This is a genomic window from Kitasatospora sp. NPDC034533, assembly GCF_055575155.1.
In genome coordinates this window covers 1-16350 of sequence record NZ_JBVITE010000020.1, presented here as the reverse complement: position 1 = coordinate 16350, position 16350 = coordinate 1, and the positions used below count along the sequence as shown (strand labels likewise).

Annotated in this window: 17 protein-coding genes; 8 read left to right on the top strand and 9 right to left on the bottom strand. The window is 72.5% G+C overall.

What is annotated here, in order from left to right; genetic code table 11:
* The 3 genes from resB to ACZ55U_RS16735 all read left to right on the top strand — a co-directional run bounded on the left by resB (position 1) and on the right by ACZ55U_RS16735 (position 3475).
* Positions 1-1752 carry a cytochrome c biogenesis protein ResB gene (gene resB / locus ACZ55U_RS16745; protein WP_465526865.1) on the top strand — a complete coding sequence of 584 codons (1752 nt, stop codon included), beginning with the start codon at positions 1-3 and terminating at the stop codon, positions 1750-1752.
* A 3-nt stretch (positions 1753-1755) separates the two neighbouring features.
* Positions 1756-2946 carry a c-type cytochrome biogenesis protein CcsB gene (gene ccsB / locus ACZ55U_RS16740; protein WP_465526864.1) on the top strand — a complete coding sequence of 397 codons (1191 nt, stop codon included), beginning with the start codon at positions 1756-1758 and terminating at the stop codon, positions 2944-2946.
* A gap of 124 nt (positions 2947-3070) precedes the next feature.
* A complete protein-coding gene (locus ACZ55U_RS16735) occupies positions 3071-3475 on the top strand; it encodes a hypothetical protein (protein ID WP_380730499.1) in 405 nt (134 codons plus the stop codon).
* A 6-nt stretch (positions 3476-3481) separates the two neighbouring features.
* Here the strand turns inward: ACZ55U_RS16735 and ACZ55U_RS16730 are convergent, their stop codons facing one another.
* Positions 3482-4648 (bottom strand): ScbA/BarX family gamma-butyrolactone biosynthesis protein, encoded by a 1167-nt coding sequence (locus ACZ55U_RS16730; RefSeq protein WP_465526863.1) that lies wholly within the window; start codon positions 4646-4648, stop codon positions 3482-3484.
* Between the two features lie 346 nt (positions 4649-4994).
* Here ACZ55U_RS16730 and ACZ55U_RS16725 point away from each other — a divergent pair, with 346 nt between their 5' ends.
* Positions 4995-5636, top strand: a complete 642-nt coding sequence (locus ACZ55U_RS16725; protein ID WP_465526862.1) for a ScbR family autoregulator-binding transcription factor — start codon at positions 4995-4997, stop codon at positions 5634-5636.
* Positions 5637-5782: 146 nt separating this feature from the next.
* Here the strand turns inward: ACZ55U_RS16725 and ACZ55U_RS16720 are convergent, their stop codons facing one another.
* The 4 genes from ACZ55U_RS16720 to ACZ55U_RS16705 all read right to left on the bottom strand — a co-directional run bounded on the left by ACZ55U_RS16720 (position 5783) and on the right by ACZ55U_RS16705 (position 9401).
* Entirely contained in the window at positions 5783-6397 is a 615-nt protein-coding gene (locus tag ACZ55U_RS16720; RefSeq protein ID WP_465526861.1) for a ScbR family autoregulator-binding transcription factor, read from the bottom strand.
* Between the two features lie 244 nt (positions 6398-6641).
* On the bottom strand, positions 6642-6851 hold the full coding sequence (locus ACZ55U_RS16715; protein WP_465526860.1) for an acyl-CoA carboxylase epsilon subunit: 210 nt from the start codon (positions 6849-6851) through the stop codon (positions 6642-6644).
* A 73-nt stretch (positions 6852-6924) separates the two neighbouring features.
* On the bottom strand, positions 6925-8526 hold the full coding sequence (locus ACZ55U_RS16710; RefSeq protein WP_465526859.1) for an acyl-CoA carboxylase subunit beta: 1602 nt from the start codon (positions 8524-8526) through the stop codon (positions 6925-6927).
* A gap of 452 nt (positions 8527-8978) precedes the next feature.
* Positions 8979-9401, bottom strand: a complete 423-nt coding sequence (locus ACZ55U_RS16705; RefSeq protein ID WP_465526858.1) for a PLD nuclease N-terminal domain-containing protein — start codon at positions 9399-9401, stop codon at positions 8979-8981.
* A gap of 92 nt (positions 9402-9493) precedes the next feature.
* Between ACZ55U_RS16705 and ACZ55U_RS16700 the strand changes: the two genes are divergently transcribed.
* The 3 genes from ACZ55U_RS16700 to ACZ55U_RS16690 all read left to right on the top strand — a co-directional run bounded on the left by ACZ55U_RS16700 (position 9494) and on the right by ACZ55U_RS16690 (position 12482).
* A complete protein-coding gene (locus ACZ55U_RS16700) occupies positions 9494-10951 on the top strand; it encodes a menaquinone biosynthesis decarboxylase (protein WP_465526857.1) in 1458 nt (485 codons plus the stop codon).
* A complete protein-coding gene (gene mqnP, locus ACZ55U_RS16695; RefSeq protein WP_465526856.1) occupies positions 10948-11847 on the top strand; it encodes a menaquinone biosynthesis prenyltransferase MqnP in 900 nt (299 codons plus the stop codon). Before ACZ55U_RS16700 ends, mqnP begins: the two co-directional genes overlap by 4 nt.
* 263 nt (positions 11848-12110) lie before the next feature.
* Positions 12111-12482: a hypothetical protein gene (locus ACZ55U_RS16690; RefSeq protein ID WP_465526855.1), complete on the top strand. Its 372-nt coding sequence runs from the start codon at positions 12111-12113 to the stop codon at positions 12480-12482.
* A gap of 153 nt (positions 12483-12635) precedes the next feature.
* Here ACZ55U_RS16690 and ACZ55U_RS16685 read toward each other — a convergent pair whose 3' ends face one another.
* Positions 12636-13430 carry a Rossmann-fold NAD(P)-binding domain-containing protein gene (locus tag ACZ55U_RS16685; protein ID WP_465526854.1) on the bottom strand — a complete coding sequence of 265 codons (795 nt, stop codon included), beginning with the start codon at positions 13428-13430 and terminating at the stop codon, positions 12636-12638.
* Positions 13431-13676: 246 nt separating this feature from the next.
* On the opposite strand from ACZ55U_RS16685, the gene ACZ55U_RS16680 reads away from it, so the two are divergent.
* Positions 13677-14540, top strand: coding sequence for a hypothetical protein (locus tag ACZ55U_RS16680; protein ID WP_465526853.1), 864 nt, complete (start codon positions 13677-13679; stop codon positions 14538-14540).
* Between the two features lie 226 nt (positions 14541-14766).
* Here ACZ55U_RS16680 and ACZ55U_RS16675 read toward each other — a convergent pair whose 3' ends face one another.
* The 3 genes from ACZ55U_RS16675 to gcvH all read right to left on the bottom strand — a co-directional run bounded on the left by ACZ55U_RS16675 (position 14767) and on the right by gcvH (position 16249).
* Positions 14767-15024 (bottom strand): hypothetical protein, encoded by a 258-nt coding sequence (locus tag ACZ55U_RS16675; RefSeq protein WP_465526852.1) that lies wholly within the window; start codon positions 15022-15024, stop codon positions 14767-14769.
* A gap of 16 nt (positions 15025-15040) precedes the next feature.
* Positions 15041-15796 (bottom strand): alpha/beta fold hydrolase, encoded by a 756-nt coding sequence (locus ACZ55U_RS16670; protein ID WP_465526851.1) that lies wholly within the window; start codon positions 15794-15796, stop codon positions 15041-15043.
* Positions 15797-15859: 63 nt separating this feature from the next.
* Positions 15860-16249 (bottom strand): glycine cleavage system protein GcvH, encoded by a 390-nt coding sequence (gene gcvH, locus ACZ55U_RS16665; RefSeq protein WP_465526850.1) that lies wholly within the window; start codon positions 16247-16249, stop codon positions 15860-15862.
* Positions 16250-16350 lie beyond the last annotated feature (101 nt).

Below are 16350 nucleotides of genomic sequence, written 5' to 3'. Positions count from 1 at the left end.
GTGAGCAAGACCACGACCGAGACCGAGCAGGCCCCGGCACCGGACGACACCGCCGCCGAGCGGCTCAGCACCGCGCCGGTCGAGTCGGACGGACCGACCGGCATAGGCGCGTTCGGCTGGGCCCGCTGGATGTGGCGCCAGCTGACCTCGATGCGGGTCGCCCTGATCCTGCTGTTCCTGCTGTCGCTGGCCGCCATCCCGGGCTCGCTGATCCCGCAGAACGGCCAGAACCAGTTCAAGGTGCAGACCTGGAAGGCGCAGCACACCACGGTCGCGCCGATCTACGAGAAGCTCCAGCTGTTCGACGTCTACAGCTCGGTCTGGTTCTCCGCGATCTACATCCTGCTGTTCGTCTCGCTGGCCGGCTGCATCGTCCCGCGCACCTGGCAGTTCGTCGGCGTGCTGCGCTCCCAGCCGCCGGCCGCCCCGCGCAACCTGACCCGGATGCCGGTGCACGCGGCCTGGCGCACCGAGGCGGACGCCGGGAAGGTGAACGCCGCCGCGCACCGGCTGCTGCGCAAGCGCGGCTTCCGCGCCCACCTGTCCGGCGGCGCGGTGTCCGCGGAGAAGGGCTACCTGCGCGAGGTCGGCAACCTGCTGTTCCACCTGTCGCTGTTCGCCCTGCTCGGCGGCTTCGCCTGGTCCAGCCTGGCCGCCGGCACGGGCGGCAAGCTGATCGTCGAGGGCGAGGGCTACTCCAACACCATCACCCAGCTCGACGACTTCACCGGTACGCGGTTCTACGGCAGCCAGGACCTCGACCCCTTCTACCTGAAGCTGGACGGCTTCACCTCGAAGTTCCAGGACAAGGGCGACCAGATCGGGGCCGCCCGGCAGTTCACCGCGAACGTCTCGTACTACGAGGGCAGCGACGAGTCGAAGCTGAAGAAGTCGACGATCGAGGTCAACCACCCGCTGGAGGTCGGCGGCAGCAAGGTCTACCTGATCGGCCACGGCTACGCCCCGATGGTGACCGTCCGGAACGGCAAGGGCGACGTCGTCTACCAGGGCGCCGTCCCGTTCCTGCCGCAGGACGGCAACCTGACCTCCACCGGTGTCGTCAAGGTCTCCGACTACGGCGTCGGCCCCTCCGGCGACAGGACCCAGCTGGGCTTCTCCGGCTTCTTCCTGCCGACCGCCCCGCTGAGCTTCGAGGGCACCGGCCCGATCTCGCTGTTCCCCGGCGACGCCGCTCCCGAACTGGTGCTGAACGCCTTCGCGGGCGACCTCGGCACCGACTCCGGCCTGCCGCAGAACGTCTACCAGCTCAACACCCGCAAGCTCACCCAGCTGACCCAGGACGGCCAGCCGGCCAAGGCCCGGCTCAAGCCCGGCCAGGGCTGGACCCTGCCCGACGGCTACGGCACCGTCACCTTCGAGGGCTACAAGCAGTGGGCCAGCTTCAACATCACGCACCGCCCCGGCAACGAGATCGCCCTGACCGGCGCCGTGCTGGCGATCCTCGGCCTCGTCGGCTCGCTGTTCATCCAGCGCCGCCGGATCTGGGTGCGCGCGGTCGCCCTGCCGGGCGGCGGCACCCAGGTGGAGCTGGCCGGTCTGGCCCGCAGCGAGTCGGCGAAGATCGCCGAGGAGCTGGCGGAGCTCGCGGTCGACCTCCAGGACGACGCCCCGGCCTCCGAGGAGGACGGCTCCGAGGACGCCAACGCCGAGGACCCCGGCCCGGCACCCGGCGACCCCGAGGCCGAGGCCTCAGCCCCCGCAGTCCCTGCCGACCAGAACTCCAAGGAGTAGACGGTGCAACTCGCCTCGGCGGTCGACCCCCAGCTGGCCGACCTCTCCAACAAGCTGATCTATTCGGCGATGGTGGTCTACACCCTCGCCATGTTCGCCCACATGATCGAGTGGACCTTCGGCAGCAGGGGCGCCGTCGCGGTCCGCTCGAAGGAGCAGTCCGGCAGCCTGGGCGAGACCGTCGCGACGGCGGCGCCGAAGGGCGCGAAGAAGGTCACCGTCACCGTGGCGGGGGCCGGCGGCGGCACCACCACGCTCACCCGCACCGCGGTCGCGGGCGAGGGCGCGACGGTGGTCACCACCGGCCGGGGCACCGACGAGCAGGACGGCCCGGGCGCGGCCGGCACCAGCGAGAAGGCCGACCTGGCCGGCCGGATCGCCATCTCGCTCACCGTGCTGGCGGCGCTGCTGCACGCGGGCGGGATCGTCACCCGCGGCCTGTCGGTGTCCCGCTGGCCGTGGGGCAACATGTACGAGTTCTCCTGCGCCTTCGCCTTCGCGATGACGGCCGCGTACCTGGTGCTGCTGGCCGCCAGGAAGAGGGTCCGCTGGCTCGGCCTGCCGGTCGTGCTCGCGGTGCTGCTGACCCTCGGCATCGCCACCACGGTGCTGTACACCGACTCCGAGCAGCTCGTCCCGGCGCTGCACTCGCCGTGGCTGGCGATCCACGTCTCCACCGCGATCTTCTGCGGCGGCGCCTTCTACGCGGCGTTCATCGCCACCCTGCTGTACCTGTGGCAGGACTCGTACCACAAGCGGGTCGAGGCCGGTGCGTACGACTTCCTGCGTCCGGGGGCGGTGCGCTCGCTCGACGGGCAGAAGTACTCCCGGGCCCGGATCCTGCTGGCCCGCGTCCGGGTGTCCGTCGGCAACCGCCTGCCCGCCGCGGCGACCTTCGACAAGCTGTCCTACCGGATCAACGCCCTGGTCTTCCCGCTGTGGACGTTCACCATCATCGCGGGCGCGATCTGGGCCGAGGCGGCCTGGGGCAAGTACTGGGAGTGGGACCCGAAGGAGACCTGGTCGTTCATCACCTGGGTCGCCTACGCCTGCTACCTGCACGCCCGCGCGACGGCCGGCTGGAAGGGCCGCAAGGCCGCCTACCTGGCGCTGGCGGCGTTCGCCTGCTGGCTCTTCAACTACTACGGCGTGAACATCTTCGTCACCGGAAAGCACTCCTACGCGGGGATCTGACCGGGGCACACGATCACCCACCGGCCCGGCTCTCTCCCACAGGTAGCCGGGCCGAGGTGCGAACAGGGGTAGTGCGCGCCGGCCGCCGGCCGGTGCGAGAGGGAACTGAGGAGGAAATCGCGCGATGGAGTGCGACGAGGTCATGCTGACCGTCCGAATCACCGCCGCCGAGCGCATGCTGCTCCGCCGGCTCGCCCAGGGACACCGGAGCGACGTGTCCGAGGTGGTGTCGGACGCCTTGCTGGACATCATCCCGACGCTCAGCGCGCCGGGGGACGCCTACCGGCTGCTGGGGGCCCTGGCGGTGCCCGCGCCGTGCGCCCTGACGGTCTGGCTGCCGACCCCGCTGGCCGACCTGCTGGTGCCCGGCGCGGCCCGGATCGCCCAGATCACCGACGTCCGGATCGAGTCGGCCAGCGCGGCCCTGGGCGCGGCGCTGCGGCTCTGGCTGGCCCAGGACGAGGTCCGGCTGGCGACCAACCTGAGCGTGATGCACGCGGGCCGTCCGGCCGCCCTGATGGCCGCCTGACCGGGGTCAGCTGGCCAGCGGCAGCCGGCTGCCGCCGAGGCCCGGCGCGGCGGGGCGGCCGTCGTGGGCGTCCCGCCGGTCCGGTGCGGCCGGGCTCTCGGCCGGGCTCTCGGCCGGGCTCTCGGCCGGGCCGTCCACCGGTGCGGTGAGCACCCGGCACTCGGCCGCCGTCCGGCCGTCCTGGACCAGCCGGACCCGCACCGGCCGCCGGTCGGCCGCCGTGCCCGGCCCGGTGCCCGGGCCCGAGGCCGGTTCGGGGACGGCCCGGACGAAGCAGGGCCGGTCCAGCTCGATGTAGCGGTCGAAGGAGGTCACCAGCTCGACCGGCACGACCGGTTCGGGGTGGCGCAGCCGCTGGGCGGCCTGCCGGGCGGCCTCCAGCACGAGCATGCCGGGCACGTGGTCCAGCTCGTGGTCGAACAGCACCGGGTGGGTGGCGTCGGCGCGCAGCAGCCAGGTGTCCGGCGCCAGGGTCGGGCTGAGCACCACGTCCGCGGGCTGTGCCCGGCCGACCAGCTCGGGCGCGGCGGGCGCCGGAGGCCGCGGTGCGGCGGTGCGCCGCACCGGGCCGCGCAGCCGGGCGTACGACGCGGGGGAGATCACCCGCAGCCGGCCGGAGCCGTGGCCGATCGGCGCGCCGTCCCGGGTGACCTCGACGCGCACCCGCAGCGAGGACAGCTCGCCGCCCCGCATCCGGACGTCCTCGCAGTCGACGGCCAGCATCAGCGAGGCGGGGCCGGCGGTGACGGCCAGGCCCGGCAGCCCAGGCTCGCCGAGCGCGTAGGAGAGGTCCTCCATGGCGAAGTGGTGGCCGCGCGGCACCCCGAACCCGGCGTGGCCGATCAGCAGCCCGGCCTGCCGGATGGTCTCCGCCATCAGCACCGGGTCGTGGTAGCGGTCCCCGGGCAGCCGGTAGAAGCCGTGCAGCCGGGGCCACTGGGCACCGAGCAGGAAGTCGTACGGGCCGGTGGCCTGCCAGCCGGTGATGAACACCTCGGAGACGGAGGCGCGGTGCACCAGGTGCCGGGAGACGGTCCGGTCGTGGAAGTCGTAGCCGGTCGCGGGCCCGTCGTGGAAGTCGAAGCCTCCGAAGTCGAAGCCGCCGCCGCGGCCGCTGCCCGGGCCGGGGTGGGAGTACAGGCCGTGGGGGCCCGGCTCTACGATCGATGGCATGACTGGCCCCCGCTTCAGGGTGTCGGTCGGAGCGGCCGCCACGGCCGTCCCGGGAAAACATACAGACCACCCGGTTTGCTTATCTGACTGGGGTGCCCCTCGGCCGGGCTCCGCGGCCCGTTCCCGCCACCCTTCTCGTGGACTGGGCGAATGCCCGTTCGGGCCGACTCGGGCCGTGGGCGGCGGTGCCGTCCCTGCTGGACGGCCGAAACCGGGCAGGCGCTAGATTAGATACCAACCATGCGGTTTCGGGGCGTCCCGTCCGCATGCGAGCGCCGCCCCGCAGGGCGCGCCGACAGCAGCCGGGTGGGGCGGGGATCGCGCCCGGCGGAGTCCGGAGGGGCCAGTGGTCAAGCAGGAAAGGGCTGGGCGGACCCGGCAGGCCGTACTGCTCGCCGCCGCGGAGACCTTCGCGCAGGTGGGCTTCGAGGCCGCGAGCCTGGTCGACATCAGTCGCCGGGCCGGGGTGAGCAAGGGGGCCCTCTACTTCCACTTCGTGTCCAAGCAGGCCCTCGCCGACGGGGTGCGGCGCGCCGCCGGGCGGCAGATCGGCTCGTCCGCGCTCCGGGCCCTGCGGGCCGACGGCCCGGCGCTCCAGGGCCTGATCGACTTCTCGCACGAGCTGGCCCGGATGCTGCGCGAGGACCTGGTGGTGCGGGCCGGCGTCCGGCTCGGCTGCCAGGGAGCGCGCCGGGACGGCGCCCCGGACGGCCCGCCCGGCGTGCCCCCGACGGGCCCGGAGATCGCCTGGCGCAGCCTCACCGCGGTCGTCCACCGGCTGCTGGACCGGGCCGCCGAGGCCGGCGAGCTGTGCCCCGAGGTGGACCGGCGGGCCGCCGCCGAACTGCTCACCGCGGCGGCGGCCGGTCAGGTGCTGATCGCGGGGGAGGGGGTCGGCCGGCCCGGGCCGGAGGCGGTGAGCCGGCTCTGGACGGCCGCGCTGCCGGCCCTGGTGGCGGCCGAGAGCCGGGTCGACTACCGGGTCTGAGCCGCCCCGGCGGCGGTCGGGTGTCAGGGCGCTGCGCGGGTCGTCGTCACAGCACTCGCGTCGTCGTCACGGCCCCGTGCCGACGTCACGGCCCCGCGTCGACATCACGGCCCGCGTCGTCGTCCGCGGCGGGCGCGTGCGAGGCCTCAGGTCCGCTCGGCGACGCTCAGCCGGGCGAGCGCGTGCGGCTGGACGAGACCGGGCAGCACCAGCGTCCAGAGGTCGGACATCCGCTGGATCAGGTCCTTCCGGTCGGCCAGCACCTGGGAGCTCAGCTGGATGCCGGTGACGGCTCCGGTGATCACCCCGGCGGCCGCGGTCAGGTCGATCCCCGGGTGGAGGTCGCCGGCCTCCCGGGCCTGCTCCAGCAGCGCACGGGTGGTGTCCATCCAGCCCTGGTAGGCCGCGGTCTGCGGCTGGGTGAAGCTGCCGTGCTCGATCGTCAGCCGGATGCTGCCGCGCACCAGCGGGTCGGTCTGGAGCGCGCGGGCGAAGGCGTAGCCGAGGTCGATCAGGTTCTGCACCGCGCTGTCCGAGGTCGGCTTCCAGCCGGAGATCCAGGCGCCCTGGCCCTCGATGATGACGGCGAGAGCCAGCTCCTCCTTGGAGGGGAAGTGGAAGTACAGCGCGCCCTTGGTGACGCCGGCGCGGTCCAGGATTCCGGACATCGTGGCGGCGGCGTAGCCCCGCTCGTCGAACACCTCGGCCGCCGCGATGAGTACCGCCTGGCGGGTCGCCAGCGCGCGGGCCTGCCTGGCCATCGCAGCCTCCCTGGAAAGTTCTGGTAACGGCAGCGGCCGATCCTACGGGGGCGGACTGGGCGGCGGACGCATACCGTCCAGTAGGTATTCTACCGAGCCGCTTCGCGCTCCCCCGGACGGCGTGGAAGCCCGCGCACACCCACGGCGCACGCGTCTGAGCAGGGCCGGAGCGCCCCCGGACCGGGAACGCGCGACGGCCGGTCACCCGGGTGGGGTGACCGGCCGTCGGCGCGGGCCTGGGCCGTCAGGCGGCCTGCTGCCAGCTGACCGGCGAGTAGTACGCCGGGCGGCGCTCCAGACGACGCCAGCTGGCGATCGGCTCCAGCGGCGCGTTGGCGGCGGCCTGCTGCGCGGCGGCGGCGCGCGCGGCGAGGACGGCGGTCAGGGCGGCGAGTTCCTCGTCGGTGAGACTGCCGCGGACGATGCGGACGAGGGGTTCGGCGGAAGCGGTCATGTCCTGGTTTCTCCCCCGGTTGCTAGGTCTGAGGTGGTTGCCGGTACGGGCTGCGCGGTGGAGCGTGTCGCTACTACATCGGCGGGTTGCCGTGCTTGCGGCTGGGCAGGTCGGCGTGCTTGGTGCGGAGCATGGCCAGGGCGGAGGCGATGACCTGGCGGGTCTCGGCGGGGTCGATGACGTCGTCCACGAGGCCGCGTTCGGCCGCGTAGTACGGGTGCATCAGCTCGTTCTTGTATTCCTTGATCTTCTGGGCGCGCATGGCGTCCGGGTCCTCGGCGGCGTTGATCTCGCGCCGGAAGATCACGTTGGCGGCACCCTCGGCGCCCATGACGGCGATCTCGTTGGTGGGCCAGGCGTAGGAGAGGTCGGCGCCGATGGAGCGGGAGTCCATGACGATGTAGGCGCCGCCGTAGGCCTTGCGCAGGATCAGCGAGATCCGCGGGACGGTGGCGTTGCAGTAGGCGTACAGGAGCTTGGCGCCGTGGCGGATGATGCCGCCGTGCTCCTGGTCGACGCCGGGCAGGAAGCCGGGGACGTCGAGGAGGGTGAGCAGCGGGATGTTGAAGGCGTCGCACATCTGGACGAAGCGCGCGGCCTTCTCGCTGGCGTTGATGTCCAGGACGCCGGCCAGGGACTGGGGCTGGTTGGCGATGATGCCGGTGACGTGGCCGTCGACACGGGCGAGGACACACAGGACGTTGGTGGCCCAGCGCTCGTGGACTTCGAGGTACTCGCCGTGGTCGACGATCTCCTCGATGACCTTGCGCATGTCGTAGGGGCGGTTGCCGTCGGCGGGGACGAGGTCCAGGAGGCTGTCGTTGCGGCGCTCGACCGGGTCCTCGGTGACGACGGAGGGCGGCATCTCGCGGTTGTTCTGCGGGAGCAGGGAGAGGAGGTAGCGGACCTCCTCGATGCAGGACTGCTCGTCGTCGTAGACGAAGTGGGAGACGCCGGAGACGCCGGCGTGGACGTCGGCGCCGCCGAGTCCGTTCTGGGTGATCTTCTCGCCGGTGACGGCCTGGACGACGTCAGGGCCGGTGATGAACATCTGGGAGGTCTCGCGGACCATGAAGACGAAGTCGGTCAGCGCGGGCGAGTACGCGGCGCCGCCGGCGCACGGGCCCAGCATCACCGAGATCTGCGGGATGACGCCGGAGGCCTTGGTGTTGCGCTGGAAGATGCCGCCGTAGCCGGCGAGTGCGGTGACGCCCTCCTGAATGCGGGCGCCGGCGCCGTCGTTGAGGGAGACCAGCGGGGCACCGGCCGCGATGGCCATGTCCATGATCTTGTGGATCTTCTGGGCGTGGGCCTCGCCCAGCGCGCCGCCGAAGATCCGGAAGTCGTGCGCGTAGGTGAAGACGGTGCGGCCGTGCACGGTGCCCCAGCCGACGATCACGCCGTCGGTGTGCGGCTTCTTGGCCTCCAGGCCGAAGCCCTGGGCGCGGTGCCGGCGCAGCGGCTCGACCTCGTGGAAGGAGCCCTCGTCCAGCAGCAGCTCGATGCGCTCGCGGGCGGTCAGCTTGCCCTTGGCGTGCTGGGCCTCGGTGGCCTTGTCGCTGGGGCCCCGGCGGACCTTCTCGCGCAGCTCGTGCAGCTCGGCGACCCGCCCCCGGGCGTCGGCCGGGACCTCGTGGACCTCGCCGTCGACCGGCGCCTCATGCACAACCGTCATCTCGAACCACTCCAAGGGTGAGGGAACTGTCCGACAGCCAACGTCTACTGTGCCCCCGGCTGCGAATCACTTTCTTCACTTATGACTGTACGAGGGGCCGTGCGCTGGTTTCGGCGTCGATTCCGTACAAGGTCGAGTTCGTTTAGCTGTCAGGCCTGTACAGAAGCGGTCCGTTCGGTTCCTGAGCGCTCGGTGTTCACACGGGTACCGGGGGTTGTCGGACGGGTGATGGTCCGATGATCTGAGCGTTAACAAAAGCGCAGGTCAGGACCGTCTTCCAGTAAGGTAAGGCGGCAGTCTGGGGTGGCGCTCAAGGGCCGCTCAAGCGGTGTGGCCGTCCGGCCCCCGTCCGGCTCGAAGCGCGGATTCTCGTAGGGAAGCGCCAAAAACGCCGAAGCCCACCCCGAACCGTGGGGGTGGGCTGTCCGAGCGAGCGGGCGGACCGGCTCCGATCAGGGCTTCCTGCCCTCCTCGGGCTCGTCGCGGTCGCGCAGCTCCCGCTCGCGACGGCGCAGGTCGGCCTCCCACTGCTTCAGCATGTCCTCGTGCTCTTTGTTGTTCTTCTTCAACGAGGCGAGGAACTCGGGGTCGTCGTCCGGCGCCAGCGGGCGCCCGCCGCGCGGAGCCGGACGGCCCGCGCGGTCGTCGGCCGGGTGCCCCGGGCGGGCCCCGGCGGACGCGGCCGGCAGGAAGCCGCGCTGCTTGCCGGCGATCAGCCAGGCGATCGGGCCCAGAGGCGGGAAGAGCAGCACGATCAGCACCCAGACCACCTTCGGCAGGTGCTTCACCTCGTCCTCGGGCGTGGTCAGGCAGTCCACGAACGCCCAGACCCAGAGCGCGAGCGGAAGGACGATGGTCAGCAGAATCCGCAACATGGCCGCGATCTCCCCCGCAACGGCGGTAGTGACGGGCGCCTGGCAGGGGCCCTTGACCGAGCCAGGCTATCTGGTGGCGGATACTGACAGGCATGGCATACGACGATCTCCGCTCGTTTCTCCGGGCCCTCGACCGCGAAGGCGACCTCAAGCGCATCAAGGCGGAGGTGGACCCCCACCTGGAGGTCGGCGAGATCGTCGACCGGGTGCAGAAGGCCAAGGGCCCCGCACTGCTCTTCGAGAACGTCAAGGGCTCGTCGATGCCGCTGGCGATGAACGTCTTCGGCACCGAGCGGCGGCTGTCCAAGGCGCTCGGCCTCAAGGGGCCGGACGACATCTCCGAGAAGATCGCCGGGCTGCTCAAGCCGGAGCTGCCGCAGGGCTTCACCGGCTTCCGGGACGCCTTCGGCAAGCTCGCCTCGATCGCGCACGTGCCGCCCCGGAACGTGAAGTCCGGCGACGCCCCGGTGCAGGAGGTCGTGCTCACCGGCGACGACGTCGACCTGGACGCGCTGCCCGCCCTCTTCACCTGGCCGCTGGACGGCGGCTCCTTCTTCAACCTGGGCCTGACCCACACCAAGGACCCGGACACCGGCGTCCGCAACCTGGGCCTCTACCGGCTCCAGCGGCACGACCGCCGCACCATCGGCATGCACTGGCAGATCCACAAGGACAGCCGCAACCACTACGCGGTGGCGGCCAGGCGCGGCGAGCGCCTCCCGGTCGCGATCGCCTTCGGCTGCCCGCCGGCCGTCACCTACGCGGCCACCGCACCGCTGCCCGGGGACATCGACGAGTACCTCTTCGCCGGCTTCGTCGCCGGGGAGCGGGTGCGGATGGTCGACTGCAAGACGGTGCCGCTCCAGGTCCCGGCCGACGCCGAGGTGGTCCTGGAGGGCTGGCTGGAGCCCGGCGAGATGCTCCCCGAGGGCCCGTTCGGCGACCACACCGGCTTCTACACCCCGCAGGAGCCGTTCCCGGCACTGAAGATCGACTGCGTGACGATGCGCCGCCGTCCGATCCTCCAGTCCATCGTGGTCGGCCGCCCGCCGACGGAGGACGGCCCGCTGGGCAAGTTCACCGAGCGGTTCTTCCTGCCGCTGCTGAAGATCATCATCCCGGACATCGTCGACTACGACCTGCCCGAGGCCGGCGGCTTCCACAACTGCGTGATCGTCTCGATCGACAAGAAGTACCCCAAGCACGCCCAGAAGACGATGCACGCGATCTGGGGCGCCCACATGATGTCGCTCACCAAGCTGATCATCGTGGTGGACTCGGACTGCGACGTGCACGACTACCAGGAGGTGGCGTGGCGGGCCTTCGGCAACGTCGACTACAGCCGTGACCTCACGGTGGTCGAGGGGCCGGTGGACCACCTGGACCACGCCTCGTACCAGCAGTTCTGGGGCGGCAAGGCGGGCATCGACGCCACCCGCAAGCTGCCGGAGGAGGGGTACACCCGGGACGGCGGCTGGCCGGAGATGGTGTCCTCGGACCCGGCCACGGCCGCGCTGGTGTCGCGCCGCTGGAAGGAGTACGGACTGTGAGCACCGCCGCTGCGGTCGAGACCCCGGGGCGCGCGAAGGCCTTCCTGCGCCTGGTGATGATCGAGCACTCGGTCTTCGCCCTGCCCTTCGCCTACATCGCCGCCCTGACGGCCATGTTCCTCACCGACAAGCGGGTGCACTGGGGACAGCTGTTCATCGTCACCGTCTGCATGGTCGGGCTGCGGACCTTCGCCATGGCGGCGAACCGGATCATCGACCGCGAGATCGACGCCCGCAACCCGCGGACCGCCTCGCGCGAACTCGTCACCGGCGCGGTGTCGCTGAGGACCGCGTACGTCGGCTCGGCCGTCGCGCTGGTGGTCTTCCTCGGCGCCGCCGCGATGCTGAACCCGCTCTGCCTGGTGCTCGCGCCGGTGGCCGTGGTGCCGATGGTCGTCTACCCGTACGGCAAGCGGTTCACGGACTTCCCGCAGGTGATCCTGGGCCTGGCCCAGGCGATGGGGCCGGGCGGCGCCTGGCTCGCGGTGACCGGCCGGTGGTCCTGGGACGCGGTCGTGCTGGGCGCGGCCGTCGGCATCTGGATCGGCGGGTTCGACCTGATCTACGCCTGCCAGGACGTCGAGTCCGACCGGGAGCACGGGGTCCGCTCGGTGCCGGCCCGGTACGGCGTGCCGGCGGCGATCCGCGGTGCGCGGGTGTGCCACGTGCTGACCACGCTGCTGCTGGGCTGGTTCGGGCTGCTGACCCACGCCGGGGTGGCGTTCTGGATCGGGCTGGCGGTCGTCGCCGGCGCGTTCGTGTACGAGCACACCATCGTCAGGCCGAACGACCTGTCGAAGCTCAACCGGGCGTTCTTCCAGACCAACAGCTTCGTGGGCGTCTCGCTGTTCTTCTTCGCCCTGGTGGACCTCGTCGTCCGAGGCCTCGGGGTCTGACCCGACGCCCTCCGACCCGCCACGCTCCGACCCGGCACCCTCCGACCCGGCACCCTCCGACCCGCGCGCGCCGACCGATGCCCCGAAGGCGTCGGACCCGGCGCGCGTCGGCGTTCGCGCGCCGCCGGGCCGCCCCACGCTCCGGCAATCGGCCGCTCGGCCGGACGGCGGGCCCCGCACGCGTGCTGCGTTCCGCGGCGCGATCGAGGGAACGCCCCGGCGGCGCCACCGGCCCGGGCCACGCCACCAGGAGCAGCGACACCGTGCGCATCATCGTTCACCGCAGCGACAACCCGGGCCCCGTCACCACCGTCCCGACCGAGCTGATGGACGGCCGCCTCGGCTACGCGGCCCTGACCGTCCTGCTCGACCTCCTCGACCTCCTCGGCCGCCCGGACGAGTGGATCGAGGCGGACTGGCCCCTCACCGACCCCAGCTGCGCGCCGGACCTGGAGGAGATCCTGCGGGCGATCGGCGAGCTGACGGAAGCCGGGCTCTACCGCGTCGTCCTGGAGCGCGCGCCCGACGGCACCCCCCGCCCCCGCGTACGCGTCTTCGAGTCCGCGCAGCCGCTCCTGCCGCCCCGACCGGGTGCCGGCCCGGCGGATATCGGCCGCCCTGTCGCTCCCCTGTAAGACCGGGGGAAAGAACCCCCCTCCCCACCCTCCGCCCGCTCGCGGCTCCGTGGCGCCGGGGATCGGCGCGCGTCACGGTGGTGCGACGGGTTCGAGCCGGGTGGCGACGCGGTACGCGGCGGCATCGAGGTCCTTGCCCGGGCTCCGGCCGGTTCAGCGGAACAGGGCGGCGTGCTCCTTCGCCCAGGCGCGGAAGCTGCGGGCGGGGTGGCCGGTGAGGTCCTGGACGGTCGTCGTGGCGGGCTGCGGGGCGATGGTGCGGGAGTGGAGGAAGTCCAGGGCGGCGTCGGCGTCGGCGGGGGAGCGGCCGGTGGTCAGCAGGTGCCGGCGGGCGGTCTCGCGGGGGACCTCCTCCCAGCTCAGCGGCCGGCCGGTGGCCGCGCCGATGATCTCCACCTGCTGGGCCCGGGTGGGCGACTCCGGGCCGGTCAGCACGTACCGGGCGCCGTCGTGGCCCTCCTCGACCAGGGCCCGGACGGCGACCGCCGCGACGTCCCGTTCGTCCACCGGGTTCAGCCGGGCCGCGCCGCCGTAGCCCCGCACCGGGCGGCCTGCCTTGATGTCCTCGACCCACCGCAGCGCGGCGGCGAAGCCGTGCGCCCGCAGCACGGTGTGCCGCACTCCGCTGCGGGCGAGCAGCGCCTCGATCCGGCCCTCCGGCCGGCCGGGGACGGCCGAGGACAGGAACACCACCCGCCCGACCTCCCGGGCCAGCACCCCCACCACCTCGGCGGCGCCGTCCGCCGTCGAGTACGGCCATCCCAGCAGCACGGCGTTCGTGCCCTGCACCACCGCCTCCAGCGACGCGGGATCGAGCAGGTCCCGTGGCGCCCGCGTCCGCACCCGTACGCCCGCGGCCGCGAGCTGGAGCCCGACGTGCCGCCCGACCGCTCCGGAAGCGCCGACCACCAGCACCGGCGACGGACCGTCAACTCGCTTTTCTGTCATGCCTCGAACGTAAACGAGAAGCATGAGACGCCCAATGTGCGTGGGTCTCCGGTCCATGCGCCAGCGTCTAGGGGGCGCGCGGGAGTTGGCGCGCGCCCCTAAGTGACCCCGCGCTCTGACCAACCGTCAATCCGGTTAACACCCAACGCAACCGTCGTGTTACGTTCCGCACCGTAAGCGGAAAGAGAAGACCCCAGCGGTGCTCGCAACACCCCGGGGTCTGGCACCAGGAGCAGCAACTCCCAAATGCAGATTCATCGTAGCGTCCTCACGCGCGGTTTCGCGCTTCTTCCCAACGACATCGTCCAGGGCGGCGTCCGCCTCAGTGCCATCGCCCGGATCATCCTGCTGGACCTCCTCTCCCGCCCCGACGGCTGGAGCGAGACCGGGCAGCAGATCGCGGACAGGACCCTGGGGATCGGCCGCACCGCCGTCCGCAAGGCGCTCAAGGAGCTCGCGGCGGCCGGGTACTACCGCGTCGACACGATCCGGATGCCCGACGGCACGCTCCGCTCCGAGGCGCACGTCTTCGACCGGCCCTGGTTCGACGCGCCGCCGAGCGAGCCCCCGGCCAAGGGCGACGGGCCGGAGGCCGAGCCGCTCGACGCCCCTTCCGGAGAGAACCCGGACGAAGTACCCGCGCCGCCCGCCGAGGAGTTGACGCCCCTCGACCCGCAGATCGCGGAAGCCGTCGCCGTGCTCTTCCGGGTGATCCGCCCGGAGCCCCGGCTGCGCCTCGGGGAGCGCGAGGCGCTCGCCCTCGCGCCCCTGGTCGCCGACTGGCTGGCCCGGGGCAGTAGCGAAGCGGACCTCTCCGTCGCCCTGCTCCAGGGCCTCCCGTACCCCGTGATCTCGTCGGTCGGCATCCTCCGTGACCGCCTGCGGCGCAAGCTGCCGCCGCTCTGCGAGCCGACCGTGGCCCCGGCCCCGCGCGCCGAATGCCCGGAGTGCCGCGACCCGGTGCCCCGCCCGGGCATCTGTCGCGCCTGCGCGGGCCTCGTCCCACGCCGACCCGTGTCGGACCCGGCCGTCGCCCGCACCGGCGCCGCCAGGGCCCGCACGGCCCTCCTCGCCACCCGCAGGCTCGCCCTGCGGCCCGCCGCCACCTGAGGCTGTGGGGGGCGGTGCGCGGGAAGTCGGCCTGGTCGACTTCTCGTGCGGCGGGGGCTGTGAGGTCTGGCCGGTGGTGAGGGTGGGGGTGGGGCCACAGGAAGTCGGCGGGTCCGACTTCTGGCGCTGGCGGGGCTGCGGGGCCCGTCAGCGGCGGGCGCGAGGGGCGGTGCCCGCGAGGGGCGGTGCGCGGGAAGTCGGCCGGTCCGACTTCTCGTGCGGGCGGTCAGCCGCCCAGCCGGGGTGCGTCCGGGTGGTAGGTCCGCTGGCGTTCGAGCGGGGCCGTGGCGAAGTCGCCGTTGCCGTTGAGGACTTCGCCGACGCCGACCCGGACGCCCCGGGCGCGGCCGTGGCCCTTGAGGACGCCGCCGCGGCCGTCCGGGTCCGGGTGGGTGTACGGGCGCCCGGCGGCCAGCTCGACCGCGCGGGCGGAGATCGGGCCGAGGACCTGGGCGCCGTCGCCGAGCCGGGAGCCGCCCGTCACCTCGGCGCCGTCTCGATCAGTTGTGGAGGAACCCCTCCAGCGACGCCGCCAGGGCCACCGGGGTCTCGTACATCGGGTAGTGCCCGCTGCCGCCCAGCTCCTCCAGCTCGGCGTTGGGGTAGTGGGAGAGGAAGGTGCCGCGCATCACCTCGGCGGTGAGGGCCAGGTCGTGTTCGCCGACGATCACCTTGACCGGCACCGGGTTGCCGCTGATCCGGCGCTCCAGGTCGGCCGTCGTCCAGTCGCGGACGTAGCCGCCGAAGGCCTCGGGGGTGGACAGCCGGAGGGACTGGTCGACCATCCGGTCCAGCCAGACCCGGCCCGCCCGCTGCCCGGTGACCAGGTCGAGGATCGCGAAGCGCTTCTCCCGGTCCTCGGCGGCGCCGTAGAACAGCGCCTCGCCCGCCTCGTCCAGCGGGTACGCCCCGGCGGGCACCGGGGCCAGGCCGACCAGCTTGCGCACCCGCAGCGGAGCCTCGGCGAGCACCTGCTGGGCGGCCTTGCCACCCATCGAGTGGCCGACCAGGGAGAAGCGCTCCCAGCCGAGCTGGTCGGCCAGGGCGAGCGCGTCGGAGGCGATCTCGGCGAGGGTGTAGGCGCCGGGGACGTCCTTGCGCCGCCCGTAGCCGCGGTAGTCGAGGAAGGCGTAGCTGAAGGCGCCGCCGTCGAGGTAGTCGAGGAACGGGCCCCAGCCGGCGCTGGTGCCGAACCAGTCGTGGAGGACCAGGACGTGGTGGTCGCCGGTGCCGATCAGGTGGTGGGGGGTCGTCATGCCCTCGGTCGTTCCCCGCGGACCGCCCGCCCGAACGGACGGTCCGCGGCGAACCTCCGGCCGCTATTCCTCGGCGAGGAGTGCCTCGTACTCGGCGGCCGAGAGCAGCTCCTTCGACTCGGTGGCCTTGCTCGGCGTGAGTTCGATGAACCAGCCGTCGCCGTACGGGTCCGAGTTGACCTCCTCCGGTTCGTCGTTCAGCGTCTCGTTCACCGCGGCCACCGTCCCGGAGAGCGGCGCGAAGAGGTCGCTCACCGACTTCACCGACTCCACCGTGCCGAACGGCCGACCGGCGTCGAACGTCTGGCCCGGTTTGGGGAGTTCGACGAAGACGACGTCGCCGAGCTGCTTCTGCGCGTAGTCGGTGATGCCGATGCGGACCCGGTCCTTCCCGATCGTCTCCACCCACTCGTGGTCCCTGGTGTACCTGAGGTTCGGCGGGATGTGCGTCATGACGGGCCCTAAGAATGTGAGGCGGTCCGGGAGGACCGGGTGTGGCTGATGACGGTTTGCCGTTGATGGCTCAAGGAGAATGGCCGCCCGGTCCTCCGGGA